This is a genomic window from Nocardioides sp. (genome assembly GCF_014360585.1).
Taxonomy (GTDB): domain Bacteria; phylum Actinomycetota; class Actinomycetes; order Propionibacteriales; family Nocardioidaceae; genus Nocardioides.
The window spans coordinates 1-25478 of record NZ_JACIXG010000021.1 but is presented as its reverse complement, the minus strand read 5'-3'; the positions used below and the strand labels follow the sequence as shown (position 1 = coordinate 25478).

The 25478-nt window shown below is 68.3% G+C and carries 24 protein-coding genes; 10 read left to right on the top strand and 14 right to left on the bottom strand.

The window, feature by feature from the left end; all coding sequences use genetic code 11:
- Nucleotides 1-4: 4 nt before the first annotated feature.
- Nucleotides 5-1633 carry a hypothetical protein gene (locus H5T77_RS09240; protein ID WP_292648026.1) on the bottom strand — a complete coding sequence of 543 codons (1629 nt, stop codon included), beginning with the start codon at nucleotides 1631-1633 and terminating at the stop codon, nucleotides 5-7.
- A gap of 143 nt (nucleotides 1634-1776) precedes the next feature.
- Here H5T77_RS09240 and H5T77_RS09235 point away from each other — a divergent pair, with 143 nt between their 5' ends.
- Nucleotides 1777-2967: a macrolide family glycosyltransferase gene (locus H5T77_RS09235; RefSeq protein WP_292648023.1), complete on the top strand. Its 1191-nt coding sequence runs from the start codon at nucleotides 1777-1779 to the stop codon at nucleotides 2965-2967.
- 183 nt (nucleotides 2968-3150) lie between these two features.
- On the opposite strand, the gene uvrB is transcribed toward H5T77_RS09235, so the two are convergent.
- The 6 genes from uvrB to H5T77_RS09205 all read right to left on the bottom strand — a co-directional run bounded on the left by uvrB (nucleotide 3151) and on the right by H5T77_RS09205 (nucleotide 11919).
- Nucleotides 3151-5292, bottom strand: coding sequence for an excinuclease ABC subunit UvrB (gene uvrB, locus H5T77_RS09230; protein WP_292648021.1), 2142 nt, complete (start codon nucleotides 5290-5292; stop codon nucleotides 3151-3153).
- 89 nt (nucleotides 5293-5381) lie between these two features.
- Nucleotides 5382-6563: a sulfotransferase family protein gene (locus tag H5T77_RS09225; protein WP_292648018.1), complete on the bottom strand. Its 1182-nt coding sequence runs from the start codon at nucleotides 6561-6563 to the stop codon at nucleotides 5382-5384.
- The gene (locus tag H5T77_RS09220; protein ID WP_292648015.1) at nucleotides 6556-7350 is read right to left on the bottom strand and encodes an SDR family oxidoreductase; all 795 of its coding nucleotides are present in this window, start codon (nucleotides 7348-7350) and stop codon (nucleotides 6556-6558) included. Before H5T77_RS09220 ends, H5T77_RS09225 begins: the two co-directional genes overlap by 8 nt.
- A 63-nt stretch (nucleotides 7351-7413) precedes the next feature.
- Nucleotides 7414-9807, bottom strand: coding sequence for a protein kinase domain-containing protein (locus H5T77_RS09215; protein ID WP_292648012.1), 2394 nt, complete (start codon nucleotides 9805-9807; stop codon nucleotides 7414-7416).
- A gap of 43 nt (nucleotides 9808-9850) precedes the next feature.
- Complete coding sequence (locus H5T77_RS09210) at nucleotides 9851-11017, bottom strand: hypothetical protein (RefSeq protein ID WP_292648009.1); 1167 nt, start codon at nucleotides 11015-11017, stop codon at nucleotides 9851-9853.
- Nucleotides 11014-11919: a TIGR03619 family F420-dependent LLM class oxidoreductase gene (locus H5T77_RS09205; protein ID WP_292648006.1), complete on the bottom strand. Its 906-nt coding sequence runs from the start codon at nucleotides 11917-11919 to the stop codon at nucleotides 11014-11016. The genes H5T77_RS09210 and H5T77_RS09205 overlap by 4 nt, the downstream gene beginning before the upstream one ends.
- Before the next feature lie 78 nt (nucleotides 11920-11997).
- On the opposite strand from H5T77_RS09205, the gene H5T77_RS09200 reads away from it, so the two are divergent.
- From H5T77_RS09200 to H5T77_RS09190, 3 genes are read left to right on the top strand one after another with little or no spacing between them, the layout of a single operon-like run.
- On the top strand, nucleotides 11998-12477 hold the full coding sequence (locus H5T77_RS09200) for a nitroreductase/quinone reductase family protein (RefSeq protein WP_292648001.1): 480 nt from the start codon (nucleotides 11998-12000) through the stop codon (nucleotides 12475-12477).
- Between the two features lie 11 nt (nucleotides 12478-12488).
- A complete protein-coding gene (locus H5T77_RS09195) occupies nucleotides 12489-12920 on the top strand; it encodes a nuclear transport factor 2 family protein (RefSeq protein ID WP_292647998.1) in 432 nt (143 codons plus the stop codon).
- Between the two features lie 16 nt (nucleotides 12921-12936).
- On the top strand, nucleotides 12937-13473 hold the full coding sequence (locus H5T77_RS09190; RefSeq protein ID WP_292647995.1) for a GNAT family N-acetyltransferase: 537 nt from the start codon (nucleotides 12937-12939) through the stop codon (nucleotides 13471-13473).
- Between the two features lie 351 nt (nucleotides 13474-13824).
- On the opposite strand, the gene H5T77_RS09185 is transcribed toward H5T77_RS09190, so the two are convergent.
- On the bottom strand, nucleotides 13825-15147 hold the full coding sequence (locus H5T77_RS09185) for an HNH endonuclease signature motif containing protein (RefSeq protein WP_292647991.1): 1323 nt from the start codon (nucleotides 15145-15147) through the stop codon (nucleotides 13825-13827).
- 139 nt (nucleotides 15148-15286) lie between these two features.
- On the opposite strand from H5T77_RS09185, the gene H5T77_RS25640 reads away from it, so the two are divergent.
- Nucleotides 15287-15928 (top strand): histidine phosphatase family protein, encoded by a 642-nt coding sequence (locus tag H5T77_RS25640; protein WP_366816617.1) that lies wholly within the window; start codon nucleotides 15287-15289, stop codon nucleotides 15926-15928.
- Nucleotides 15916-16194: a hypothetical protein gene (locus H5T77_RS09175; protein WP_292647985.1), complete on the top strand. Its 279-nt coding sequence runs from the start codon at nucleotides 15916-15918 to the stop codon at nucleotides 16192-16194. Before H5T77_RS25640 ends, H5T77_RS09175 begins: the two co-directional genes overlap by 13 nt.
- Before the next feature lie 7 nt (nucleotides 16195-16201).
- On the opposite strand, the gene H5T77_RS09170 is transcribed toward H5T77_RS09175, so the two are convergent.
- From H5T77_RS09170 to H5T77_RS09145, 6 genes are all read right to left on the bottom strand, one after another.
- The gene (locus tag H5T77_RS09170; protein ID WP_292647981.1) at nucleotides 16202-16942 is read right to left on the bottom strand and encodes a class I SAM-dependent DNA methyltransferase; all 741 of its coding nucleotides are present in this window, start codon (nucleotides 16940-16942) and stop codon (nucleotides 16202-16204) included.
- Nucleotides 16943-17030: 88 nt separating this feature from the next.
- Nucleotides 17031-17780: a class I SAM-dependent methyltransferase gene (locus H5T77_RS09165; protein ID WP_292647978.1), complete on the bottom strand. Its 750-nt coding sequence runs from the start codon at nucleotides 17778-17780 to the stop codon at nucleotides 17031-17033.
- A gap of 51 nt (nucleotides 17781-17831) precedes the next feature.
- Complete coding sequence (locus H5T77_RS09160) at nucleotides 17832-18413, bottom strand: hypothetical protein (protein ID WP_292647976.1); 582 nt, start codon at nucleotides 18411-18413, stop codon at nucleotides 17832-17834.
- Between the two features lie 149 nt (nucleotides 18414-18562).
- Nucleotides 18563-19612, bottom strand: a complete 1050-nt coding sequence (locus H5T77_RS09155) for a ferredoxin--NADP reductase (protein WP_292647973.1) — start codon at nucleotides 19610-19612, stop codon at nucleotides 18563-18565.
- On the bottom strand, nucleotides 19602-19907 hold the full coding sequence (locus H5T77_RS09150; protein ID WP_292647970.1) for a hypothetical protein: 306 nt from the start codon (nucleotides 19905-19907) through the stop codon (nucleotides 19602-19604). The genes H5T77_RS09155 and H5T77_RS09150 overlap by 11 nt, the downstream gene beginning before the upstream one ends.
- Entirely contained in the window at nucleotides 19907-21100 is a 1194-nt protein-coding gene (locus tag H5T77_RS09145; protein WP_292647967.1) for a Rieske 2Fe-2S domain-containing protein, read from the bottom strand. Before H5T77_RS09145 ends, H5T77_RS09150 begins: the two co-directional genes overlap by 1 nt.
- 85 nt (nucleotides 21101-21185) lie before the next feature.
- Here H5T77_RS09145 and H5T77_RS09140 point away from each other — a divergent pair, with 85 nt between their 5' ends.
- From H5T77_RS09140 to H5T77_RS09125, 4 genes are all read left to right on the top strand, one after another.
- Nucleotides 21186-22388 (top strand): acyl-CoA dehydrogenase family protein, encoded by a 1203-nt coding sequence (locus H5T77_RS09140; protein ID WP_292647966.1) that lies wholly within the window; start codon nucleotides 21186-21188, stop codon nucleotides 22386-22388.
- Nucleotides 22389-22460: 72 nt separating this feature from the next.
- Nucleotides 22461-23552, top strand: coding sequence for an acyl-CoA dehydrogenase family protein (locus H5T77_RS09135; RefSeq protein WP_292647964.1), 1092 nt, complete (start codon nucleotides 22461-22463; stop codon nucleotides 23550-23552).
- Between the two features lie 319 nt (nucleotides 23553-23871).
- Nucleotides 23872-24243 (top strand): nuclear transport factor 2 family protein, encoded by a 372-nt coding sequence (locus H5T77_RS09130; RefSeq protein WP_292647961.1) that lies wholly within the window; start codon nucleotides 23872-23874, stop codon nucleotides 24241-24243.
- Nucleotides 24244-24762: 519 nt separating this feature from the next.
- On the top strand, nucleotides 24763-25478 hold a 716-nt coding region (locus tag H5T77_RS09125), incomplete at its 3' end, for a DUF222 domain-containing protein (protein WP_292647958.1).

Genomic DNA, 25478 nt, shown 5'->3' with positions numbered 1-25478 from the left:
GAGGCTACTTTGCCTGCCGGGCCGACGAAGCGCCGGAACCCTCATGTGGACGCGCGATATCGGTCACAGCCACCGTGAGCGCGGGGATCGTGTCGAAGGTGCCCGGCTGCATGCGTCGGCGCAGCTCGGTGGCGACGTAGGCGGCGACCGCGAACATCACCAGATCGGCAGCCACGAGGGCGACCAGCGCGAAGGTGCTGCTGACCGGCCCGTCGACGTACTGCTCGGTGTCGAGGTGACACACCAGGCCCACCACCATGAACGCGAGCGAGACCCCGAGCCCGATCCGCAGGTCGCGAGCCTCGTCGAACGCGGTCCCTCCGGTTGCCGCGCCCGTCGGGAGGGGCCGGTAGGGAAAGGCCCGCCCCAGCCGCAGCGCCGCGAGTCCGGCGCCGGCCGCGAGGAACGGCAGGAACGGCACCGCGTACCGCGCATGGATCCAGCCACCACCGGCGATGAACCCCGCGACGTTGATCAGGATCAGCAGGCAGTAACCAGCCAGGATCGCCCAGATCGCCAGGTCCTGTCGGTGCTGCATCGGGCTCTGCGGGGCCAGCTGTACGCGCTGCAGGACTCCCGTACGGCGCGGGTTGGCCTTCGCCGCGGCATCGACCACGAGGCCGACCACGGTGAGCGTGAGCACGATGGCGGCCGCCTGGCTCCAGTGGTTGGCGATGTTGCCGTCTGTCCACAGGCTGCCGAGAAGATGGCCGTAGAACTCCGGGTTGACCAGCTGGAACAGTGTCGAGCCGTTGGGTTCGCGACCGAACTTCTCGAAGAGCGCGCTCGACGCGGTCGGGTCGCCGTAGAGCTGGATGTTGCGTGCGTAGAACCACCCGAAGACGACCACCGGCGCCAGACCGATGCACGCCACGATCCCGGCGGCGCGCCAGAACGTACCTCTCAGGAACGTACGCAGCGACGGCTCCCGCAGCCACATGGCGACCAGCACGCAGGCGCCGAGGAAGAGGACCGCGACCAGGCCGGTCGACCGGAACCCGGCGGCGGCCACGCCGACCGCGGTGGCGGCGATCAGACGCTCGCGCGTCACTCCCTGGCGGATCATCCGGAAGCCGAGGAAGAGCGTCGTGAACGCCGCCGCCGAGGACCAGCCGTCGTTGTAGATGCCGCCACCCACGAAGGTCATCGCGCCGCAGCCGATACACATCGCCGAGGCGATCACCGGAACCGCCGGACGCCGTGGCACCAGCTCCCGCGCCAGCAGACCGACCATGATCGTGGTCAAGGCGAATCCGAGGGCGTTGAGCAGCCGCATCCCGAGCAGCGTCAGGCCGAGCGACCCGACCGCGTCACCGAGCCACACCAGCGGCTGGCTCATCACGTAGAACAGGGGCGGGTGGTTGGCCACCCAGATGTCGCGGTGGGCCTCGTCGGCGCCGAAGAGGCTCTCGGCGAGCTGCGGATAGCGCACCGGGTCGCCGGGGATGTCGGTGTAGATCGTCGGCAGCGTCCCCTGGGAGAGCGCCACCGCATATGCCGCGTGGGCGCGCTCGTCGGCCTTGAACAGGGCCGGCATCGCGATCGCCACCTGGGCGCTCATCGCGAAGCCGAGCACACCCAGCAGCAGTACGCAGATCGTGGATTGGGACACCGAGGTCCGACGAACAGACACGACTACGACGTTAACCCCGCGAAACCTACGAGACGGACGAGTCACGGCTCACGGGCAGTGAACAGAACGCGACGGACCGGTGACCTGACGTCGACACAGAACTCGGTCGCCCCAGGCTGCGTCAGCAGATAGCGTCCGAGGATGTGACGACTACTTCACTGCCTTCGCTGCCGCACCACATCGCGATGGTCGCGTCCCCTGCGATCAGCCACATCCTGCCGAGTGTCGAGCTGATCAAGGAGCTGGTGGAGCGCGGCCACCGGGTCACCTACGCCACGCACGAGTCGATGGCCGACACGATCAAGCCGACCGGGGCGGAGCTGGTTCCGGTGCCGACGGTGCTGCCCGTCGAGGACAGGCAGTGGCCGGACGACCCGATCGCCGGGATGCGCATCTTCCTCGACGACGCGATCCAGGCGCTCCCTCATCTGCATGCGTTCTACGACACAGATCCCGCCGACCTCTACCTCTACGACATCGGCGGCTACGCCGTCCGGGCCCTGGCCGAGAAGCAGCAGCGCCCGTTCGTCCAGCTCTCGCCGACGTTCGTCGCCTGGGAGGGGTACGCCGAGGAGGTCGGCGCCCAGGTGGAGCAGCTGCCGGGCTACGACGACTACCTGAGCGCGTTCACGACCTGGCTCGAGGAAGCCGGGGCGACCACCCGCGAGCCCGGAGCGTTCGCCGGAGCGCCCGAGCGTGCGCTCGCCCTCATCCCGCGAGCGATGCAGCCCAACGCGGACCTGGTCGACGAGGACGTCGTGACGTTCGTCGGACCCTGCTTCGCGCTCGACTCCGCCGAGGCCTGGGCCCGCCCGGCCGACGCCGAGCACGTCCTGCTGGCCTCCTTCGGCTCGGCCTACGCCGGCGACGTGGACTTCTTCCGCTCCTGCATCGAGGCGTACGCAGCCCTCCCCGGCTGGCACGTCGTCATGTCGATCGGGACCCAGCTCGACCCGGCCGAGCTCGGCGATCTCCCCGGCAACGTCGAGGTCCACCGCTGGCTGCCGCAGCGCGCCGTCCTCGCCCAGGCCGACGGGTTCGTCACCCACGCCGGGATGGGCGGGAGCAGCGAGGGCCTGATGGCTGGCGTACCGATGGTCGCGGTGCCGCAGGCGGTCGACCAGTTCATGAACGCGGACCGGCTGGTCGAGCTCGGTGTCGCCCGGCGCATCGACGCCGAGGACGTCACCGCCGATGCGCTGCGTACTGCGCTGCTCGAGCTGCTGGACGATCCCGACCGGGTCGCTCGGTCGGCTCAGCTGCGCGCTGATGCGCTCGCCGAGGGTGGGACCCGGCGGGCTGCTGATCTGATCGAGGGCATGCTCGCTGGTTGACCGGGCACCCCGCTGGTCTCGACACGCCTCCGCCTTGCGGCTCCGGCGGCTCGACCAGCGGGGCGTCCTACTTGGTGGCCAGCGCGCTCGCTTCGCTCGCGCGCAGCTCCTCGCTCGTCGGGAGCCGGCGCAAACCCTAGGAAAGCGCCTTCGGCGCGAAGAGGGCTTACGCCGGCTCCCTCCTCACTTCGTCGCTTCCATCATCTGCCGCAGCTCCTTCTTGAGATCAGAGATCTCGTCACGCAACCGAGCGGCGACCTCGAACTGGAGCTCGGCGGCGGCGCCCTTCATCTGCTCGGTGAGGTCGCCGATGAGCTGGGCCAGGTCGGAGGAGGGGAGGCCGACGAGGCCGCGCTCGCGGGCCTCGCGGGCGGCATCGCCGAGCATCGGGGTGGGTGCCTTGGCGGCGTTCTTGCCGGCGCGGCCCTTGGCCTCGGTCCCGGCCCAGGTGTTGAGCAGCTCCTGGGTGGACTCGTCCTCGCGGGCGAGCATGTCGGTGATGTCGGCGATCTTCTTGCGCAGCGGCTGGGGGTCGACGCCGTGGGCCTCGTTGTAGGCCACCTGGATCGCGCGGCGACGGTTGGTCTCCTCGATCGCCGACTCCATGGAGGGGGTGATCTTGTCGGCGTACATGTGCACCTGGCCGGAGACGTTTCGGGCCGCACGGCCGATGGTCTGGATCAGCGACTTGTCCGAACGCAGGAAGCCCTCCTTGTCGGCGTCCAGGATCGCGACCAGCGACACCTCGGGCAGGTCGAGGCCCTCACGGAGCAGGTTGATGCCGACGAGGACGTCGTACTCCCCCAGCCGCAGGTCGCGGAGCAGCTCGATCCGCTTGAGGGTGTCGACCTCGGAGTGGAGATACCGCGTCCGGATCCCGGCATCGAGCAGGTAGTCGGTGAGGTCCTCGGACATCTTCTTGGTCAGCGTGGTGACGAGGACGCGCTCGTTCTTGGCGACCCGGTCGTTGATCTCGCCGATCAGGTCGTCGATCTGGCCCTTGGTCGGCTTGAGGACCACCTCGGGGTCGATCAGGCCGGTCGGGCGGATGATCTGCTCGACGACGTCTGGATGTCCATCAGTGCCGCTGACCTTGTCGAGCTCGTAGTTGCCCGGCGTCGCGGAGAGGTAGATCGTCTGGCCGATCCGCTCCAGGAACTCCTCGAACTTCAACGGGCGGTTGTCCTGCGCGCTCGGCAGGCGGAAGCCGTGCTCGACGAGGTTGCGCTTGCGGGACATGTCGCCCTCGTACATCCCGCCGATCTGCGGGATCGCGACGTGGGACTCGTCGACGACGAGGACGAAGTCCTCGGGGAAGTAGTCGAGCAGACAGTTGGGAGCCGAGCCCGGGGGTCGGCCGTCGATGTGCATCGAGTAGTTCTCGATGCCTGAGCAGGACCCGACCTGTCGCATCATCTCGATGTCGTAGTTCGTCCGCATCCGCAGCCGCTGCGCCTCGAGCATCTTGCCCTGCTTCTCGAAGGTGCTCAGCTGCTGGTCGAGCTCGGCCTCGATGCCGTTGATCGCGCGCTCCATGCGCTCGGGGCCGGCGACGTAGTGGGTCGCGGGGAAGATGTAGAGCTCCTGGTCCTCGGTGAGCACCTCACCGGTGACGGCGTGCAGCGTCATCAGCCGCTCGATCTCGTCGCCGAAGAACTCGATCCGGACCGCGTGCTCCTCGTAGACCGGGAAGATCTCCAGGGTGTCGCCGCGGACCCGGAAGGTGCCCCGGGTGAAGGAGAGGTCGTTGCGGGTGTACTGGATCTCCACCAGGCGCCGCAGGATCGAGTCGCGGTCGTGCTCCTCCCCCACTCGTAGCCGGAGCATCCGGTCGACGTACTCCTGCGGGGTGCCGAGACCGTAGATGCAGGAGACGGTCGAGACCACGATGACGTCGCGCCTGGTCAGCAGCGAGTTGGTGGCCGAGTGACGAAGCCGCTCGACCTCCTCGTTGATCGAGGAGTCCTTCTCGATGTAGGTGTCGGTCTGAGGGACGTACGCCTCAGGCTGGTAGTAGTCGTAGTAGGAGACGAAGTATTCGATCGCGTTGTCCGGGAAGAGCTGACGCAGCTCGTTGGCGAACTGGGCGGCGAGGGTCTTGTTGGGCTGCAGCACCAGCATCGGACGCTGCAGCTGCTCGGCTGTCCAGGCGACCGTCGCCGTCTTGCCCGTGCCGGTCGCGCCGAGCAGGACGACGTCCTCGGCGCCGTCCTGGACCCGCTTGGTGATCTCCGCGATCGCGGCGGGCTGATCACCCGAGGGCTGATAGTCGGAGACCACCTTGAACGGGGCGACACGACGCTCGAGATCGGTGACTGGACGCATGATTCCTAGGCTACGTGGCGGCACCGACAGTTTCCGCCGTCGGTCGAGCCGTGAGGCCGGCCACGGCCGAGCGTGTCGACCAGCGGTTGCTACTCGAACGCGTTCCGGACCTGCTCGTCGGTGAGCCCGTAGTCGGCGAGGCTGTAGTCGTGCTTGGGCCGGGCGCTCCCCGAGCGCGACTCGGCGTCGATGCGAGCGACCTCGGCTCGGGCGGTGTCGCTCCAGGGGATGTCGAAGTGGGCGTAGATGGCCTCGACGGTGCCGACGGGGTCCTGGACGAAGCCGCGGTAGTCGACGTCGAAGAACTGCGCCTGGTCGTACGCCGTCCGGGCCTCTCGGAAGGAGCGCCACGAGCGGGAGAGCATCTCCAGCTGGGTCGCCCCGATGGTCTCGCCGACGAAGGTGGTCGACATCCCCGCGGTCGCCTCCGCCGACAGCGAGCAGCCCGAGGCGACCGAGACGACCGGGTCGCGGTGGGTGACCACCACGAGCGCGTCCGGGTAGACCTCCATGAGCGCGTCGAGGGCGACCAGGTGGGAGGGGTTCTTGAGCACCCAGCGCTTGTCGGTGTCGTTGAGCCCGATGAGCTGCAGGGTGCGTCGATGAAGCTCGTACGCGTCGCGCCAGTCCTGCTTCGCCAGCCACGCCGAGTAGCGCGGGACGTTGGCCAGGGACTCGAACGAGATCGACTTGCCGCTCTGCCGCAGCACCCGCCAGCACTCCTCGACGCTGGTGGCATCCATGTAGTGGATCCCCATGAACTCGGGGTTGGCCACATGGTGCTGCTGGTAGGCGCCCTGAATCGCGTTGAAGACCGGGTCCTGCTCCCAGGTCTCGCGCGGGGGCCGCGGCTGGGGGAACTCGGTGAGCCAGGTCTCGAGCCCCTGGTGTGCCGGGTCCGCGGCGAGCAGCCGGTGCAGTGCGGTGGTGCCGGTGCGGACGAGCCCGGTGACGAAGATCGGGCGCTCGATGCGTACGTCCTGGTGCTGCGGGAACTCCGCGAGCCGAGCCTGTGTCATCAGCCTGCCGACGAGCGCGGACTTCACCTGGGAGCGGTGGAAGTAGTTGCCGACCCGGGTCAGGCCCGCCTCGGGCGAGGCCAGGTCCTCGACCAGGAGCCGCAGCCCCTCCTCGTGCTCGGTCCTACCGCTGTGCTCGAGATATTCGGCACTCAGCCCGGTGGTGCGGACAGCGGCCGCGCAGATGTCCTCGTACGTCCCGACGTCTGCCCGCTCGCGCGCCGTCGTCTCGTCTGGGCGCGACTCAGTCATGGAACTCCCCGCAGTCCACGTTGAGCACGGTGCCGGTGACGGCGGAGGCCAGGTCGCTGCCCAGGAACAGTGCCGCCCGGGCGACCTCCTCGGGGGTCGCGAGCCGCTTCAGGTCGGTGGGAGCGGCCTTCTCCGCGTACACCTCATCGTGGGTGCGTCCCGACTCCGACGCGATCCAGTCGAAGTAGGCCTTGTTGACGTCCTCGTAGATGTAGGACGGCGCGACGGAGTTGACCCGGATGCCGCGCGGGCCGAGCTCGGTGGCCAGGGACGAGGCGAGGTGCGCGAGCGCGCCCTTGGAGAGCTTGTAGCCCGCGAACTCGGGCTGGCTCTGGTAGAGCACCGCGGAGTTGATCATCACGATCGCGCCGCCCGGCTTGTCCGGGGTGGCCGCGAGCGCGTCGGCGAAGAGCGCCGAGAGCCGCAGCGGGGCGTACACGTTCGACTCCTGGGCCAACCGGAGCGCGTCGAGCGGGATCTGGGTGAGCGGGTCCATCGGCGGGATGCCGAAGGCGTTGTTGAGGAGCACGTCGACGTGCCCGAACTCCTCGAGCGCCGCGTCGACCAGGTGCCGGCGCGCGTCCTCGTCGGTGATGTCGGTCGGCACGACCAGCGCGCGTCGGCCGTGCTCCTCGATGACGCCGGCCATCTTTTGCAGCCGCTTCTCGGTGCGGCTGGCGAGCACCAGGTCGGCACCCATCAGTGCCGCCTGCTCGCCCAGCGAGCGTCCGAGGCCGGGGCCGACCCCCGAGAGCACGACGACCTTGCCATCCAGGAGTCCAGTCATGGCGCCTAGAGTAGAACGTGTTTCACTTTTGCGGAAGGGGTCGGCCGGCGGGGTTCGCTCCGGTCAAGCCGGAAAGCTGAACCTGGCGACCTCGTCGACCCATTCGGCGTACGCCCCGATCTCCTTGGGCACCTGCTGCGCGCGAACCAGGTCGGCGTGAGCGCGGATCACCCGGGACCAGTCGGCACACGAGCCACAGGTCGCCCGCCCGCAGTCCGCGGTGTGCTCGCGCGCGACCTTCTCGAGCAGATCACGGAAGGTCCCGCCATCCTCACCAGCAGCCAGCGCTTCCACCACCGCCCCGAGCACCTCGATCGCCTGCGCGGGGGCGCCGACCAGGATCGCCATCAGGATCCCGAGGGCCTGATTGCCGAAGGGCTCGGCACTCACGCCCACCGGCGCCGTACGCGCCAGTCGATAGACCGCGAGCAGCTTCCTGGCTCCCCCTGGGGTCGCGCAGAACCTGGCCAGCTCGCTGGTGAACAGTGCCTCGCCGGGGGTCATCTCGAGGCTCTCGACGGCTCCGTGGCGGCTGGCATGGTCGCCGCTCCCAGCGGCCAGCGCGGAGGGCCACGACGGCACCGCCTGCCGCATCAGCGAGCGCATGAACCGCACGGCCGGGTCACCGGCGAAGGCCCTCAGTGCGAACGGGACGTCGAAGACCCTGGAGAGGTACGCCGCCGGCTCTGCGACCCGGCCCTCGATCGCCCGCCGCAGCGTCCGCGCGTCAACCGCCGCGATGACCGCGATCCCGTCCTGGCTGCTCAGGTCGTCGATCGCCCGCAGCACCCCGGCCGCGGTGGCCGGGTCGCACCTGTCCAGGTCGTCGACGTAGACGATCGTCCGGCTCGCCAGCGGCCCGGTCCGCACGCCGGCCGGCGGTGCCGGCGGAGGCCCGGGCGGGGCGGCTCTCAGGGCGGCCTCGTACGCCGCGACCTCCCGGTCCATCGCCGCCAAGGCCATCGTGGTGCTCATCGGCTGGGCGCGCCGCTTGCCGCGGGGGCCTTCGTCCTCGGGATGGCCCGCCAGCGCGGTCCGGAGCTCGGCCGCCCGCCGTTGGGCGGCCTGGTGCTTCGCCACCAGCGGCGGCGGCGTGCTCGTGCCCGCGCTCCGCACACCCTCGAGGACCGCACTCGCCACGTCCGACTCGGCGTACTGACGGGCATCGACGCGTACGTGCCTGGTGCGGGCGGAGCACGCGTCGTCGTGCTCGGAGAGCCACTCGACCCGCTCCTGCACCCTCCGCAGGAAGGTCGACCGGCCGCTGCCTGGTTGTCCCTGCACGGCCACCGAGATCGGGAGCTGGGTGTGCGTGGAGGCCAGTAGGCGGGCCACTCGGTCGACGTCGAGCCGGTGGCCGAGGACATCGTCGTCGGTCCGTTCGCGTGCGGCCGCGGGAGCAGGCGCCGGCTCGATCTTGGGCTCGATCTTGGGCTCGACTGCAGGGCCCATAGCCGTATCGGGAACCGGGCCGGTGACGATCGGAACCTCCGTGGTGTCACCCTCCTCCGGCGAATCAGCCGGGACGGGGTCCGGGGCGACCTCGACCTGAGGCACCGCAGTGACCTCCGGCGCCGCAGGCGTCTTTGCCTTGGGCTCGGAGAGGTCCGCGTGCGGCGTGACCGGGAGGCCGAGCTCATGCTCGACCGCCCGGAGAGCCTTGGCGAAGTCGGCCGCGCTCCAGTGCCGGCCGGCTCGACGCTTGGACATCGCCTTGCGCAGCGCCCCCTCGAACATGACTGGGACATCGGCGCGACCGATGGGCGGCGGGTCGGACTCCCGGATCCGCTCCGACAGAGCCTCGGGGGCGTCAGCACCGGTCGCCCCCTCGAACGGCGTACGCCCGGCCAGCAGCGTGTAGCAGGTCGCGGCCAGGCTCCAGATGTCTGCCCAGGCGCTCGGCTCGGGCGGTTCGGAGAGCATCTCCGGGGCCATCCACGGCAGCGAGGTCGAACCGGCACCGGCGGGACGACCGGCAGAGGAGAGGCTTCCGAAGCCGACCAGCTGCGGTTCGCCACCGGCGGTCAGCAGGATGTTCGCCGGCTTCACATCGCCGTGCAGGATCCCGTGTCGGGCAGCGACGTCGAGCGCGCCCGCAACCTTGATGGTGATGCTCAACGCCTCCGCGACCGAGAGCCGCCCGCTCTTCCGGCGTGTCTCCAGGTCTCCGCCAGGACGGTGATCCATCACCACGAAGCTGCGATCGTCGTCGGTGACGCCGACCGTGTGCAGCGGCAGGACATGAGGATGGTTGGCGAGCTCGGCGACCTCCTTGGTCTCCGCGGCGAGCGCGTCCCTGGTCTCGGCACCGAGTCGGTCGTTCCAGACCTTCACGACGACGTCGACCTTCTCCCGCTGCGACTCATAGACGAAGACCCCTGAGGATCCGCCCGCGCCGATCAGCCGGCGATGCCGGAATCCCGGAATGTCCGGTGGCTCGTGGTGGGGGCTGGCCATGGGCGGCAATCATAGGGGCCGTACGCCGTCGCGTCGCGACCCCCTAGCTGAGCATCCTGCGCGCAACTGCCCGCTGACGTGCGGCGATCCTCTCGGCATACTCCCCAGGGTTCAACGTCTCGCCGTGCGGAAGCAGATCGCGCACCTCGGACATGCTCACCTTGCGGACCGTCGGCCCGTCGGCTGCGGTGAGGTCACGTTCGAGCCTCTGCCAGCGCAGCATCATCGAGCCGGTCCGGTGGCCGGTGGTCTCGAGCCAGTTCGCGATCGGCTTCCCGCGCAGCGGCGGATTCTCGGAGATCACGAACCGCATCACGCCGTCGGGGTCGGTGACCGCCTGCGCCTTGGTGAGGCTGGTCTGGTGGGTCTCGTAGTCGGTCGAGGCGTACCAGTCCGAGCCGATCTGGATGGCCTGATAGCTGCAGTCGTCACAGCGCGGCACCTCCACCAGGAGCGCCTCGTCCTCGGCGAGCTCATAGTGACCGATCGAGGAGAACTGCGACTCCAGCCCGCCCGGCGTTCGGGCCGGCACGGTGAGCGTGTTCACCGGCTCCTTGTACTGGAAGAACTGGGGGAAGGCGAACCACGTCTGGATCGAGCCGGTCAGCGTCCGGGCGGCGACCTCGTACTTCTTCCGGAGCAGGTCCTGGGTGAGCGGCCGGCGCGGGCGGCCGAGGGTGTCGGGGCGCTCGATCGTGATCGTGCCGCGGGTCTCGGTGTCCCAGTCGTTGAAGACCTCGCGCACGATCAGCGTCTTCGCGCCGGGCTCGGCGGTGAAGGTGAACTCGAAGGACCCATCGTCCTCGAACTGAAGCTTGCGGTCGTCGAAGGCCATCAGGCTCGTCGCCGCGGAGTCCGCGGTGTAGGCGCCACCCATCACCTGGAAGGAGAGGTCGGCGCTGGTCCCGCGGCGGCCGCGGACGACGTACTCGACGCCCTCTCGCAGGTAGGCGTTGAAGTAGATCGCGTCGGGGTTGTCCAGGCCCTGCTTGGAGAACTGGTGGGTGGGGTTCACGAAGAGCGGCTGCTCGAGGTCGTAGTCGAACGCCGTCTGCATCGCCATCCGGATCCGGCCGGAGAGATACTCATAACCCTCCAGCCGGTCGGCGTCGGTGCGGATGAACGGCGCGTTGGCGATCAGCTCCTCCGCCTCCGCGATCGCCTGCTGGAGCGGTTCGGTCAGGCCATACGCCGCGCTCTGCTCGGTCACTGCCCAGCCTTCGCGATGATGTTCTCCCCGTACCACTCCAGGTGCTTGATCTTCTTCTCCAGCGGCTCAGGATCGGGACCCTTCACATAGGGGTCGCGGAACCCGACGATGCAGTCGGTGACGCCCTTCTCCTCGAGCCGCTTGATCCCGTCGAGGTCGTACGCGTCGTAGCTGATCACGTGGATCTCGAAGTCGTCGCGGGTATCACCCTCCGCGCGCCGGATCTCGGCGAGGCGCGCCAGCAGGCGGTCGAGCTCCTCGCCGTCACCGCCGGCGTGCATCCAGCCGTCACCCTTGACGACCGCGCGGCGGAGCGCGGCATCGGCATGGCCGCCCACGAGGAGCGGGATCTTCTCCGTCGGCGCGGGGCGCTGCTGGAGCGGCTCGAACTTGTAGAACTCGCCGTCATAGCCGAAGTAGTCCTGGTCCGGGCCATCCGGAGAGGCCGCCGGCGCAGTGAGGCCACGCAGGATGTCCATGCACTCGTCCATCCGCTTCCCGCGGCGCTTCCAGTCGACGCCGAGGGCGGCGAAGTCCTCCGGCCAGGGGGACAGACCGACACCGAGCCCGAGCCGGTTGCCCGAGAGGAAGGCGAGGCTCGAGGCCTGCTTGGCGGCCAGGACAGGTGGGCGCACCGGGAGCTTCACCACGAACGGCGTCAGGCGCAGCGTCTCGGTCACCGCGAACAGGTGAGCGCAGAGGACGAACGCCTCGATGAACTCCTTGCCCTGCAGGAACTCCCGGTCACCGGTGTCGGTGTAGGGATAGGTCGAGTCGGACTCCTCGGGATAGATCAGGCTGTCAGCGACGGTCATGCTGGTGTAGCCCGCTCGCTCGGCCGCCTGGGCCAACGGTGCGTAGTAGTCGGCCTGCGTCATTGCCTCGGCATAGGTGAAGCGCATGCACCAACACTAGAACGTGTTCTATGTTTGTGCTACCCCGGTGGTCGAGCTTGTCGAGACCCCTACAAGGAGACATGCATGCCCTCAGAACGTCCTCCCGGCCTCGATTCGCCGGCGACAGCGAAGATCATCAAGTACGGCGCCCGCGCCAACACCGCGCTGTTCAAGCTGACCAACGGCCGGGTCGGCGGGAAGTGGCGAGTGATGGCCGGCTGGCACAAGCCGGCCCCGGTCCTGCTGCTCGAGCACGTCGGCCGGAAGTCGGGCCGCACCTTCACCACTCCCCTGCTGTTCATGCGCTCGGGTGCCGATCTCGTGATCGTCGGCTCTCAGGGCGGACTTCCCAAGGACCCGCAGTGGGTCGCCAACCTGCGCGCCCAGCCGGACGTTGCCGTCCGCCTCCCCCGCGGCGGCCGCCGCCTGGTCCGCGCGCGTGTCGCCGACCCGTCGGAGCGGGCCGCGCTTTGGCCTCAGCTGCTGGAGACGTACGCGGACTTCGAGACCTACCAGACCTGGACCGACCGGGAGATCCCGGTCATCGTCCTCTCCCCACGCTGAAGGAGACAGCCATGGACCTGCAGATGCTGATTGACCGCGCCGAGATCGCCGACGCCCTGACCCGCTACACCCTCGCCGTCGACACCGGCGACTGGGACGCCCTCGACACCGTCTTCACCCCCGACGCCGCGATCGACTACTCCGAGTCCGGCGGCACCGTCGGCGCATTTCCCGAGGTCAAAGCCTGGCTCGCCGAGATGCTCCCCGCCTTCTCCAGCAAGCGCCTGCACACCGTCGGCCAGATCTCCTACGGCTTCGCCGACTCCGGCGACGAGGCAGAGATCGTCGCCTACTTCGACAACCCCATGGTCATCTCCGACGGCTCCGACGGGGAACGCGTCGTCGAGGTCGGCGGCCTCTACCGCCACACCTTCGTCCGTACGCCCCAGGGCTGGCGCTCCCGCAGGCTCCACGAGGAAGTCACTTGGACCCGCGGGTTCTGACCGGCACCATGTGCCCGTGACACATGTCGTACGCCCGCGGCTCACGGAGGACCTGCCGGCGCTGGCCGAGGCGCTGATCGAGCAACAACCACTGACCCGGTACCCCGTGCGCAACCCATTGCCGTTCCCGGTCAGCGACTTCCTCCACTTCGGCGACGCCGTCGACGCCTGGACCGCAACCGTCGACGGGGCTCCCGTCGGGCACATCGCCACGACCGCGAGGCACACCGGCGCCAACGGCGGTGACGAGCTCGACCGAGCCTGCGCGGCAGCGCACGGCTGCGACGTCGAGGACCTCGTCTGGCTCAGCGCCTTCTTCGTCGGCTCCGCCGCCCGACGTACGGGCCTCGGCCGCACGCTGCTCCGCACAGCAGTCGACCGTATCCGCAACTCCAGCGGCCGCCCGTGTCTCGAGGTCGTGCCTGCCTTCCCCGCTGCCATGAAGCTCTACGAGTCGACCGGTTGGACCGAGGTGCTCCGCACGCGCCCGGACTGGCTCGCCGGCGCACCCGACAGCGACGGGCTCGAGGTCGTCGTCATGGTTCTCCGCTGAGTGATCTGCCCGGAGCCAGCGGGCCGGTGTGTGCTCAGGGCAGCGTCGTGCTGGGTTGGCTCATCAGGATGGCCCGCGGCGAGCATCGGCATACGCGAGCGGTGGTCGCGCCACAGCTTGCCGGGATCGATAGGCAGCCCGAGCTGGTTGACGAGCCGACCGAACACCTCGCCTTTGGGGCGACGAGCGGTCAAGGCTTCTGCCACCGCTTCGACCTCGCCCGTTGGGAGCTGCCACCGCTCGACGAATCCAGCCGACCACGCTCGGGCAGCCGCAGCTTGGTCGACCAAGGTCCCGTCGAGATCCAGAGGGATGAGCGGCACAGCGCCAACCGTATGCGGGCCGGTCGACTCAGCAGGCTCGGGCGACTTGATCGGTCAGCGGCTCATAGGTTCCATCGGGGAGGCGGACGTACTCGAAGCCGAGCGGCGAGCGCCAGACGAACGTGCCCGGGGTGGGCTGGGTGTAGGTCCAGTCGCCGAAGGTCTTGAGGCGGTGGTGGCTGCGGCAGGTCTTGGCGAGGTTCGACGAGGCGGTCTGGCCTCCGTCGGCGTACGCCTCGAGGTGTTCGGTGTCAGCCAGCCAAGCCGATCGAGTGCAACCTGGGTAGACGCAGGTGCCGCCGGCGATGAGCGCGGCCTGTTCGTGCTGGGTCGCCGACGGTACATAGCCGTCGCGGGAGATCTCGGCATTCAGGTCGATGACCTTGACGGGACGCACGACGGTGCCGGGAGCCAGCGCCCACTCGTCAACACGCTCGAGCGGCACGATCGCGCCGTAGTTGTCGACACTGACCAGGCCCGTCCCACGTAAGTCGCCTTGGTCCACGTGGCAGTAGAGATGGAGCACTCGCGCGGTGCCGGTCGCCTCAGCGCCAGCGGTGTAGCGGCGAGCAAGCTCGCCGAGTGCCTTGGCCCGGCGGCGGCCGATGGACCACCCGCCGAAGCGGTCGTCCTCGGCGAGGTCCCGGGCGATCGCAGCCACAGCGTTCTCGAGGTCGGCGGCGTCGGCGAGATCCATGGTCGCGTCGACATGAGCGTGACCGGTCGCCGGTCCGTCGCCGAGCCGGCCCGGGTCCTCGTCGAACAGTGTCGGTGCGTTGAGATCGACATCGACGCGGAACTGCTCGGCCTTCTCCTCGGCCGCGAGCGCGGCACCCTCGGGATCGAACATCGCGAAGGCCTTCTCGACCATGCGCGAGATGGTGACCCGGCCCCGCTTGTGCAGGATCGGCGCGACCTGGGCATCGACCCAGCCAGCCGCCTCCGGTGAGAGCTTCTTGGTGAGCTCGGCGACCTGTCGCGCGCGCCATCCCTCGACCGAGTAGTCCAGGATCCGCGCCCACACCCTCGGCAGCCGCTGCGCCAGCTCCATCACGTCGCCGGCCAACCGACGTACGGATCCCAACGGCATCCCCAACACCGGCCCGAGCTCCATGACCGCGAACTCCGAGATGTCGGCTGTACCTTTTCCCGCGAGGCTGAGTGCACGATCCCCGAATAGACCCGCATCACGGTCGTAGGCGACATCATCAGAGCTGCGCGGTGGCCGCTCCAGCAGATAGGACGCAACCAATATGAGCCGGTCGTTGGCTGCCCTGACCTCGTCCACGCGGGTCTGCGCAAGGCTGGCGAGGAGGTCATGAGTGGGGGTTGTCCCGAGCCGTGATTCCATGCCTGATTCTACCTCTGACCTGCGAAAAGAGGAAGGTCGTCCGGCACGTTTCTGGCAAGCCGGCAAAGGATTTCAACCGACCAACCGTACCTTCGTAACCTCCTCGCAGGTCAGCTTCACGTCGTGAGAGTCTCGGGCCATGCGAAGCCTCTTCGAGACCGTCTACCTGGCTCGCCACGGGGAGACCGAATGGAACCGCGAGCGGCGGCGCCAAGGACAACTCGACTCCCCACTGACAGAGCGTGGACGAGTGCAAGCGGTCGCGGTAGCCGAGGCGCTTCGCGGTCACGCCATCGGCGGCTTGTTCCACAGCCCGCTCGGTCGGGCGGTCGAGACTGCAAAGATCATCAGCCACCAACTCTCCCTACCACGCATCGAACTCACCGATCTGGCTGAGATCCACCACGGGGACATGGCAGGTCTGAGCGAAGCGCAGATCGACGAACGGTTTCCAGGAGCGTTCGACGAACGAGCCCGCGACAAGTACGTCTGGACCTTCCTCAACGGCGAGAGTTACGCCGATGCCGACGCGCGCTGCCGCAGCCCTTGGCGCGATCACTCAGACAGGCGTTCGCCGGCCGCTCATCGTCTCTCACGAGATGATCGGCCGAGTTCTCCTCAAGCAGCTGCTCGGGTTGGAGCCGAGCACCGCCCTCGCCGAACGGCAACCGAACAACGTCGTCAACGCGGAGAACGACTCCTCCAGCGTGGTCGTGGAGACCACAGAGCCATGGTGCACGACCAACTCCGGTCTGATGCTCAGTGCGGATGGGCACGTTGATCACTTCTGGTCATACCTTTTGGCTCACCGACGGCGCCGACGCGGTGCGGCCTGGTTTGGCTGCCCTCATCGAGTCGATCGACGTTGCCCTCGGCGCCGCCGACGACATGGACTTCAAGGCAGACGGCTCGCACACTGCTTATTGGAATCGACGTCCGGCCGAGGTCGAGCTCTACCTTTACGCCGAGAGACCGCGAGCACGAGCCTCGATCCAGATCGGGATCACTTGGTCCGACGGCACGGTCGACGCCGCTGGAGCGACCTGATCCGGCATCATTCCGCCCGCCGATCGAGCGCACGGGCCACGAAGACATGCTCCTTGCCCGGCCGGTCGGGTGCGTCGCGTACGTCGCTCACGGCGAAGCCATGGGAGAGGAGGTCGTGCTCGACCTCCGGACGGTCGCGGAAGCGGAGGGTCGAGGTCGACGTCAGGATCTCGTCGCCGATGGTGGTCGACTCCTCGAATGTGACCAGCGGGAAGTGGACTGCGGTGACCGTGCGCGTGACGACAGCTAAGCGGTCGTCGGGGAGTTCGACAGTGGTTGGCGCGATGTCCCAGCCCTCCCACGCTCGGACCTCGGGTACACGAGTCTCGAAGACGAACCAGCCGCCGGGACGGAGCGCGGCATGGACCGCGGCCAACGTGTCGGACCAGTCGGAGTCGGAGACGAAGACCTGTGCGACGTTGCCGGTCATGACCGCCATGTCGGCGTCTACGGAGAGGCCGGCGAGGGCGGTGGCGTCACCGTTGATCCAGGTGACTCGGTCGGCGTGCGGCTTGGTGCGGGCGACGTCGAGGGATGCCGTGGCCGGGTCGACGCCGACGACGAAGAGCCCTTCACCGGCCAGCCGAACGGCTAGCGATCCCGTCCCGCACCCGATGTCGACGACGTGACGAGCACCGAGCTCCGCTGCGATCGCGACATAGACATCGAGGTCGGAGCGATCGTCGTCGAGTACGTCGTAGAGCACGGCTTGACGAGGGTCCGCGAAGGCGTTGTCTGGTTCTCGCATCGGCGCCCAAACTAGCCACCTCCCACTCCCGCGCGCACCTGGTTATCCACGCCATGGGGACACTCGGGCAGGGGCCCCGGCCCGCAGGTCATGCTCGGGCGATGATGTGAATCTGCGATGCCACTCGACGGTACGGATCGTGCCGGCCCGCTTCCACCTCGGCCGCCAGGCATTCCTGAAGGCTGTCAGGGTCAGGGGCTTCCGCAGCTTCTCGCCCATCGGTGAAGACACGCACGCCGTACCAGGCCTCGACGCTCAGGCCAGCCCTCTCGCACCAGCCGAGCACGTCCTCGAGACGGTGCGCCTCGGCGTCGGCGCCGAGCTCGTTGACGTAGGTCATGTCGTCGAACGCGGCTAGCGCCTTCGCCCACTGGCCACGAAGACCCGGCCGGAGGGCGAGGGCATCGCCGTTTCGCACGGTGAAGGAGAGCAGCCCACCAGGGCGTACCTGCTTGGCGAGGGCACGCAGCGCAGCTTCGGGGTCCGGCAGGTACATCAGCAGTCCGTGCGCGCAGACGAGGTCGAACTGCTCATCCCGAAGGAGCACGTCCAGATCGTCCAGGGTGCCCACGAGCGTACGGACCTCGACCCCTGCCGCATCTGCCGCCTCGTCGAGTCGCTCCAGCAGGTCACTCGACGGGTCGACCCCGGTGACCTGGAGCCCGCCGGCTGCGAGGAGTACGGCCTGGGTGCCCTGGCCACACCCGCCGTCCAGAACCGTCACGACCGCGCCCAGATGCTCGCTCAGCTGGGCTGCGATCACTCGCTGCCGCACGACGTTGCGCAGACTGCCGAGTCGTTCTGTCCAGATGGATTCGACTGTGCCGAACGAGGTCATGACCGCGATTGTCACAGACCGCGCACGTGCGCGCTGGCCGGCCGAGGCCGGTCAGCCGAGGCCGGGGCGGGCGTGGAGGGCGCCGCCGGATTCGTAGAGAAGACCCTTGTCCTTGATCAGCTGGCCCGCGGCGGCCAGGATCGGGGTGTCGCCGACGGCGGAGCCGGCCATCGAGACGATCGCCTCGAACATCTTGAGCGCAGCGTCGTCGACAGCTGGCCAGTTCCACTCCGCGGGAGCAGCACCGATCGGCTCCACGGCGTGCCAGCGGGCCGCACGGGCCTCTGCCATCGTGGTCAGCGTGCTCCAACCGAGGCCACCGAGACCGACGACACCGCCGAAGTTGAGGCCGATCAGGCCCCAGCCGTTGCACTGGTACTCATAGGCCGCGGGACCGAACTCGGCCTCGTCCAGCTCCACCCGGGTGATCACCGGCTCAGGGCCGGTGTTGGGGGCGTAGAGCTTGAACGCGGGCCGCGGGGAGAGCAGCGAGGCCGATGCCGTCGTGGTGATCTCGCTCAACGGCTGGCCTGGCGCCGAGTAGGCGTCGAAGACCCGGAAACCGAGGTCGAGGGCATAGCCGACGACGAAACGACGGTCGTCCTGCGCTGCGTAGAAGTTGCGATTGAACACGTTGGGGGAAACCTCGCTTGAGCCCGCCGAGCAGCGGATCTGGTTCGCTACGGAGGACCCGTTGGGATGTGGTTCGGGCAGCGCGACACTATCGCGCCAGACACCTCGATCTGGCAACCGGTTGGTGATCTGTGTCTGGCGCGAGTCCCTCAGGAGTAGGTGCCGCGGACGGTGTCGGTGGTCGGCAGCGACTGGCAGCCGAGCCGGATCCCGTCATCGAGGTCCTCCTGCTCGAGCACGTCGTTGCGCGCCATCTTCACCTCGCCCTCGAGCAGCCGGAACGCGCACGCCGAGCACTCACCCTCGCGACAGGAGTAGGGCGCCTTGACCCCCTTCGCCTCGAGGAAGTCGAGCATCGGGATGCCGGGATCCCAGTCGTCGTACGTGGTGACGGTGCCGTCGAGCTCGATCTCCAGCGTGGCGGGCTGCTTGGGGCCGTTGTCGACGACCTCGGCCTCCGCATCCTCCACCGGGACGACCTCGCCGAACGGGTTGCCACCCAGGGAGGCGAACTTCTCCTGGTGGCGCCGGGCCCGCGGGAACTCCAGCTCCTTGAGCGCCCCGACCGTCGCCTTCATGAACGGCGCCGGCCCACAGACGAAGGCGTCGTACGTCAGCCGGTCGGCCGCGAACGCCTTGATCTGCTCAGGGGTGGGCAGACCCTGGACGGACTCGAGCCAGTGGACCACCTGGAGCCGGTCCGGATGCTCTGCGGCCAGTCGCGCCCACTCTTCCGCGAAGATCACCGAGCGCTCGTCGCGGTTGGCGTAGAAGACCACGATCCGCCCTGTTCCCTCCCTCAGGGCGGATCGGGCGATCGAGACGATCGGGGTGACACCCGACCCACCGGCGAAGAGTAGGAAGTCGGCGTCGATGTCAGCAGGGGTGAAGATCCCGCTCGGCGGGAGCACGCGCAGGGTGTCGCCAGGGCGGAGGTTGTCGCAGATCCAGTTGGACGCGTAGCCGTCCACGGTGCGCTTGACCGTCACCGTGAGGGGATCGCCCGGCGCGCTGGAGAGCGAGTAGCAGCGGGCCGCTAGACCGTCGCGGTCGCTCGGCACGGCGACGGTGAGGAACTGTCCCGGCTTCGGCTGGAACGCGTGCCTCACGTCCTCGGGGACCTCGAAGACGATCGAGCGGGCGTCGGCGGTCTCCTCTACGACATCCCGGACCGGATTTAGAAACGACTCAGTAGCCATCCTCGGCCCCGATCTGGATCCGGCCGTCGGCGACGGCTTCTTCGATGGACGCGGCCAGACGAGGGCAGCGGGCGTGGACGAGCCGCTCACCGCCGGCGGCGGCCTTGCGACGTACGAGGTCCGGACACTGGGCCTGGGCCTCGGCCGTCCACTGGACCGACGTCTGGTGCTCGCTGTTCTTCTTCACCCCGACGCGGGCAAGGCAGTCGAGGCACTCCACCTCGACCAGGCGGGCCTGGGTGTAGAGCCGCTGGTCCTCGACGGTGTCCTGCGAAGTTGGGACGAACGAAGCCATCAACTGGCTCCATCGGTGGTCGAGCCTGTCGAGACCCGCTCAGGGTCCTCCGCCTTCTCCGCCTTCTCGGCCTCGATCCGGCGGAGATTCTCGGCGACCTCATCGTGCCAGAACTCGTTGGCCTTGGTGGTGTCGACCTCGAACTCGAAACGAGCGCGCATCTCGGGCTCGATGTCGGCGACGTCGACGTAGAACTGCTCGTACCAGCGGCGCAGCTGGTAGACCGGGCCGTCCTCCTCGCACAACAGCGGGTTCTGCACCGGCGCCTTGTTCTCCCAGATCGCTACGTCCTGGAGGAACCCGTCGCCGAACATGTCGGCGTACTTCTTGCCGATGAAGTCGGCGGTCTTGTCGTCGAGACCCTCGGGCTTCTTGACGGTGATGCCGTACTGCAGGAGGAAGGAGTCCGGGCCGGTCGGGATGTGGGAGTTGATCAGGATCACCTCGGTCACGAAGCCCTTGTAGTCGACCTCGAGCCAGTTGATCATGTACGCCGGTCCGTAGTAGGTCGCCTCGGACTTCAGGAACATGTCGGCGTCACCGTAGCCGCCGGCCACGTCCGGTCGCCCCTTGGACGCCATGTACTGCGTCGCGGTGTGGTCCTCGAAGACGTTGCGGAAGTCGGTCGGGAAGGCGAAGTGCACGTAGTAGAAGTGCGCCATGTCGACCACGTTGTCGATCAGCTCGCGGCAGTGGCTGCCCTTGATCGGCACGGTGTTCCAGATCCAGTCGGTGTAGATCTCGCGGTCGCCGATGTCGGGCAGCTCCGGCGGCAGGATGTCGTGGTCGGCCTTGGAACCCTCGGGGTCGTGCCAGATCAGCAGTGCGTCGTTGCGGATCACGGTCTCGTACGCCTTGGTGCGAGCGCGCAGCGGGACGCGGCGGGCGTAGGGGATCTGCTTGCAGCGGCCATCGGCGCCCCAGCGCCAGTCGTGGAACGGGCAACCGACCTCGTCGCCCTTCACGGTGCCCTGGGTGAGATCGCCGCCCATGTGGCGGCAGTAGCCGTCGAGCACGCCCAGCTCTCCCTTGGAGTCCTCCCAGACGACCAGCTTGCCGCCGAAGGCCTCGACAGCATGTGGCTTGCCGTCCCTGAACTCGCTGGCCAGGCCCAGACAGTGCCATCCGCGCGCGAAGCGCTCCGGCTGCGAGCCGTGGTCGAGCGTGCGGGTCTGGGTGGTGAGGTCGGCCATCGTCGTACCTTCCGCTGGGGGCTGTCCACGCTGCGTCTATCCGCTGCATCTGTTCAAAGTGTAGAACCTGTTCTAGTTTTATCACATGCATGTGGCCTTGACACCCGCCCAGGAGCAACTTCGCTCAGAGCTCAACTCCTATTTCGCCCAGTTGGTCACGCCGGAGCGCCGGGCTGCTCTCGCCCGTGCGTCGGGCGAGTTCGGTGACGACGCCGACCAGGAGGTGTACCTCTCGACCATCCGTCAGATCGGCGCGGACGGCTGGCTCGGGATCGGCTGGCCCAAGGAGTACGGCGGCCAGGACCGCTCCATGGTCGAGCAGCTGATCTTCACCGATGCCGCCGCCGTGGCCGGGGTGCCGATCCCCTATCTCACGCTCAACACGGTCGGCCCGACGATCATGCGGTTCGGGACCGAGGAGCAGAAGGCGTACTTCCTGCCGAAGATCCTCGCCGGGGAGCTGCACTTCTCGATCGGCTACTCCGAGCCGGGATCGGGGACGGACCTCGCCTCTCTGCAGACTCGCGCGGTGCTCGACGAGGGCGCTGGCGAGTGGGTGATCAACGGCCAGAAGATGTGGACCTCGCTGATCCAGTATGCGGACTGGATCTGGCTCGCCTGCCGGACGGAGCCGGACGCGTCGCGCCACAAGGGGCTGTCGATGATCCTGGTGCCGACGTCCTCCCCGGGGTTCTCCTACACGCCGGTGCAGACCGTGGCCGGGGTCGGCACCTCGGCGACCTACTACTCCGATGTCCGCGTGCCCGCGTCAAACCTCGTCTCCTCGCGCGGTGGCGGCTGGGCGCTGATGACCAACCAGCTCAACCACGAGCGGGTCGCGCTCACCTCGGCGGCGCCGCTGGTGCACTCGCTCGGACTGGTGAAGGAGTGGGCCCAGACCACTACCGTCCCCGGCGGTGGCCGGGTGATCGACACCGAATGGGTCCAGCTGGCCTTCGGGCGGGCGCATGCGCGTATTGAGGCACTCTCGCTGATCAACTGGAAGCTCGCAGCAGACGCCGACCACGGGGTCCCGCTCTCGCCGGCCGAGGCATCGGCGACCAAGGTCTACGGGTCGGAGCTGGCCACCGAGGTCTACCGGACGCTCATGGAGATCGTCGGTCCGCACGCGGGACTCACGGCCGACTCCCCCGGCGCCGTCCTCGCCGGCCGCCTCGAGCGGTTCCATCGCTCCTCGCTGGTCATGACCTTCGGCGGCGGCACCAACGAGATCCAACGAGACATCATCGGCTACGTGGGCCTCGGCCTCCCCGCCGCCAAACGCTGACCATCCACCCGTCGGTCGAACCGCGAGCGCAGCGAGCGTGTCGAGACCAACACAGTCGATTGTGAGACCACCATGGATTTCTCTTTCTCCACCGAATCCGACGAAGCCGCCGAGCTCGCGGCGAAGATCATCGGCGACGCCACCTCGGTCGACCGGCTGCGTACGGTCGAGGCGGCTGCCGGCGGCCGCGGCCGCTTCGACACCGCTCTCTGGTCCTCCCTCGGCGAGGCCGGGCTGCTCGGGCTCCATCTGCCCGAGGCGTACGGCGGCGCCGGGCTCGGCATCGTCGAGCTGTGCCGTGTGCTCGTCGAGTCCGGACGGCGCGTCGCGCCGGTACCGTTGGCGACGCATGGACCTTGCGGCCTGCTGCTCGCCGAAGCAGGGCCGGCCGAGACCGCTGCGGACGCGCTGACCGGCGTCGCCGACGGAACTCGAGTGCTCGCTGCTGCCGTCGCCGAGGAGCACGCCCACCTCCCCGACTCCCCCACCGTCGTCGCCGCCGACGACACGCTCACTGGCGTGAAGACCCTGGTCAGGGGCGGGATGATCGCCGACGCGTTCCTGGTCACCGCGTCGATGCCGGACGGCACGACCGGGGTCTTCCTCGTCAACTCCTCCGCGGAGGGCGTCGACCGCCACGCGCAGCGCACCAGCGACGGCGACGTCACCGCATTGGTCTCGTTCGCTTCCGTTCCTGCTCGTCGGATCGGCGATGCTTCTGCCGCCGCCCGCCTCGGCGATCTGCTCACCGTCGCCGCCGCCGCCGAGTTGTTGGGCGTCACCGAAGGGGCGCTGGAGCTCACCTCTTCCTACGCCAAGACGCGAGAGCAGTTCGGCCGCGCTATCGGCACCTTCCAGGCCGTCTCCCAGCGGTTGGCTGACGGGTTCATCGACGTACTCGCCCAGCGACTCACCCTCTGGCAGGCCGCCTGGCGGACCTCGTCCGGACTGCCCGCCGCCGACCAGGTCGCCGTGGCCAAGCTCTGGGCCGCCGACGCCGCTCATCGCCTCGCCCACACGACCGTCCACATCCACGGCGGCGTCGGCATCGACCTCGACGGCGAGGCGCATCGCTACTTCACCGCCGCCAAGCGCTTCGAGTTCGTCTACGGCGGAGCTACGGAGCAGGCGTTGCGGATCGGTCGAGCTCTGGCTGTGTCCTGATCGGCTGCTGACCTTCGGAGAGGCCCCGGCGAGTGCCGGGGCCTCTCCTCTTGGCGGTTGTTTGTGCCGTATCGCGGCGAACAACCGCGGTGTGCGATAGTGCGTTGGCCTATCAGATTTGGCAAGCGCTGCACTCTGATTGAGTCGGCGCCGGCGCGGATGCCGTGCGCTGTTCGCGCCGGCGCCGAAGGCGCCGAGAGCATCGCGGTCGTTGGCGCAGATCGCATCATTGCGCCCCGCGCTCGACGGCGTCGTGCCGCGGCGAGCGCGATCAGTTGGCTCGCTCCCCCGGGCCGGAGGCGTCTGTCATCCTGTGCGGATGTCAGCACAAGAGATGATGGAACGGCTCGCAAAGGTCATCGATGCCCATCAGTGGGACGAGCTTCCGGCGCTGCTCCATCCCGAGTTCTCGTGCCTCTACGTCCACACCGGCGAGACGTTCGACCGGGAGTCCTGGGTGCGGACCAACGCGGAGTATCCCGGCTTCCAGAACTTCCGGCTCCTCGACTGCATCGCCGACCACGAGCGGGCGGCGGGCCGAGGTCATGTCACGGGGACGTCCGATGGCGAGCTCCAGCATTTCGAGGTGGCAACGTTCATCACGTTGCGCGACGGGCTCATCGTCGACATGACCGAGGTGTGGACCGACGTCGACCTCACTCCCCCGGCGGGGACCAGGCCTCAGTCATAGCCGTCAGTCATAACCGTGCCTTCTTCGCGGTGGCGGCTCGCTGGCCGCTTGCGTATGGGTCGGGTGGATGTGTGTCCGTTGGTCTCGTGCGGGCTTCCAGCACGGGTGGGGCCAATACGTTGTCTGGGTTGGGAGAATTTAGAAGCAGGGTGCCTGGGCGGGTGCCATTTACCTGTCTTGCGGGCTTCCAGCAGCGGTCTGGGTTGGGTTTGGGATATCTGTCCCTGATTGGGTTTTCGATCCCTTTCTTTCCGGGTTTTCGCGTGCCTCCGGCCACATATTATGTTATGGTGGGGGTAGGCGTGAACGTGAAGGCCGACCACCTCGACAGAGGCGTGCCTCTCAGACCCGGAGACAACGGGCGTGGGGTATTCCAGGGGATCCAGGGGCGTGAGCGCTGAGCTGCGAGGGTAAGTAATAGCCCGTACTTGACGGGCCTCCGGGACCAGCGAACCAAGCAGGGATTCTGCAATCAGCAGGAAGCCCTTTGAGTTCGTACGTCGGGAGGTGACCGTCGCGATGAGCACGCTGCAACAGCCGCAGCATCCTGTGCTGAAGGCCGTCGTCTCGATCACCGGCACCCTCGATGAGGTCACGGACGCGAACCCCACGTTCATGGCGACCGGTCAGAAGGCTGCCGCGCTCCTTGAGATCGCCCGGGCGAAGGCCCAGCTGGCGGAGCTCGAGCTACGCGTGATGGCTGCAGCTGATGATGTGGCTGCGGACAGCGCGGCTCGTGATGTGGCCGCGTGGCTGCATCACCACACCCACCAGCGCCCTGAGGTCCTGCGCGACGACCTCCGGCTCGCGCACGCTTTGGACCGGACCTATCACCGCGTCGCGGCAGCGATGCGCCGCGGCGAGTGCAACCCAGCCCAGGCAGAGGTGATTGTCGCAGCTCTCGACGACCTTGCCGCTGACCTCGACCCCGAGATCAAGACCAAGGCCGAACAGGCTCTGGTCGGGTATGCGACCCAGCTCGATCCCACCCGACTGCGCCGCCTGGGGCGCCGGATCCTGGACGTGATCGCCCCGGAGATCGCCGAGGCCGAGGAAGCCAAGCGGCTCGCGGCCGAGGAGGCCCACGCTAGGAAGAAGACCCGGCTCACGATGCGCCGGGTCGGGGATGGCACCACCCGCATCTCCGCGGTCATCCCGGACGCAGCCGCCGATCGGCTGGCCACCAACCTCGAGGCCTTCGCCTCACCCCGACGCGATGACGGCACCCGCACCGA

Bases quoted from the DNA above. Each gene is read 5' to 3' on its own strand.
- H5T77_RS09165 (WP_292647978.1), bottom strand. From the start codon at position 17,780: ATGACCTCGTTCGGCACAGTCGAATCCATCTGGACAGAACGACTCGGC.
- H5T77_RS09150 (WP_292647970.1), bottom strand. From the start codon at position 19,907: ATGGCTTCGTTCGTCCCAACTTCGCAGGACACCGTCGAGGACCAGCGG.
- H5T77_RS09220 (WP_292648015.1), bottom strand. From the start codon at position 7,350: ATGACTGGACTCCTGGATGGCAAGGTCGTCGTGCTCTCGGGGGTCGGC.
- H5T77_RS09135 (WP_292647964.1), top strand. From the start codon at position 22,461: ATGGATTTCTCTTTCTCCACCGAATCCGACGAAGCCGCCGAGCTCGCG.
- H5T77_RS09200 (WP_292648001.1), top strand. From the start codon at position 11,998: ATGCCCTCAGAACGTCCTCCCGGCCTCGATTCGCCGGCGACAGCGAAG.
- uvrB (WP_292648021.1), bottom strand. From the start codon at position 5,292: ATGCGTCCAGTCACCGATCTCGAGCGTCGTGTCGCCCCGTTCAAGGTG.
- H5T77_RS09140 (WP_292647966.1), top strand. From the start codon at position 21,186: ATGCATGTGGCCTTGACACCCGCCCAGGAGCAACTTCGCTCAGAGCTC.
- H5T77_RS09205 (WP_292648006.1), bottom strand. From the start codon at position 11,919: ATGCGCTTCACCTATGCCGAGGCAATGACGCAGGCCGACTACTACGCA.
- H5T77_RS09145 (WP_292647967.1), bottom strand. From the start codon at position 21,100: ATGGCCGACCTCACCACCCAGACCCGCACGCTCGACCACGGCTCGCAG.
- H5T77_RS09170 (WP_292647981.1), bottom strand. From the start codon at position 16,942: ATGCGAGAACCAGACAACGCCTTCGCGGACCCTCGTCAAGCCGTGCTC.
- H5T77_RS09215 (WP_292648012.1), bottom strand. From the start codon at position 9,807: ATGGCCAGCCCCCACCACGAGCCACCGGACATTCCGGGATTCCGGCAT.
- H5T77_RS09175 (WP_292647985.1), top strand. From the start codon at position 15,916: ATGGGCACGTTGATCACTTCTGGTCATACCTTTTGGCTCACCGACGGC.
- H5T77_RS25640 (WP_366816617.1), top strand. From the start codon at position 15,287: ATGCGAAGCCTCTTCGAGACCGTCTACCTGGCTCGCCACGGGGAGACC.
- H5T77_RS09155 (WP_292647973.1), bottom strand. From the start codon at position 19,612: ATGGCTACTGAGTCGTTTCTAAATCCGGTCCGGGATGTCGTAGAGGAG.
- H5T77_RS09130 (WP_292647961.1), top strand. From the start codon at position 23,872: ATGTCAGCACAAGAGATGATGGAACGGCTCGCAAAGGTCATCGATGCC.
- H5T77_RS09195 (WP_292647998.1), top strand. From the start codon at position 12,489: ATGGACCTGCAGATGCTGATTGACCGCGCCGAGATCGCCGACGCCCTG.
- H5T77_RS09185 (WP_292647991.1), bottom strand. From the start codon at position 15,147: ATGGAATCACGGCTCGGGACAACCCCCACTCATGACCTCCTCGCCAGC.
- H5T77_RS09225 (WP_292648018.1), bottom strand. From the start codon at position 6,563: ATGACTGAGTCGCGCCCAGACGAGACGACGGCGCGCGAGCGGGCAGAC.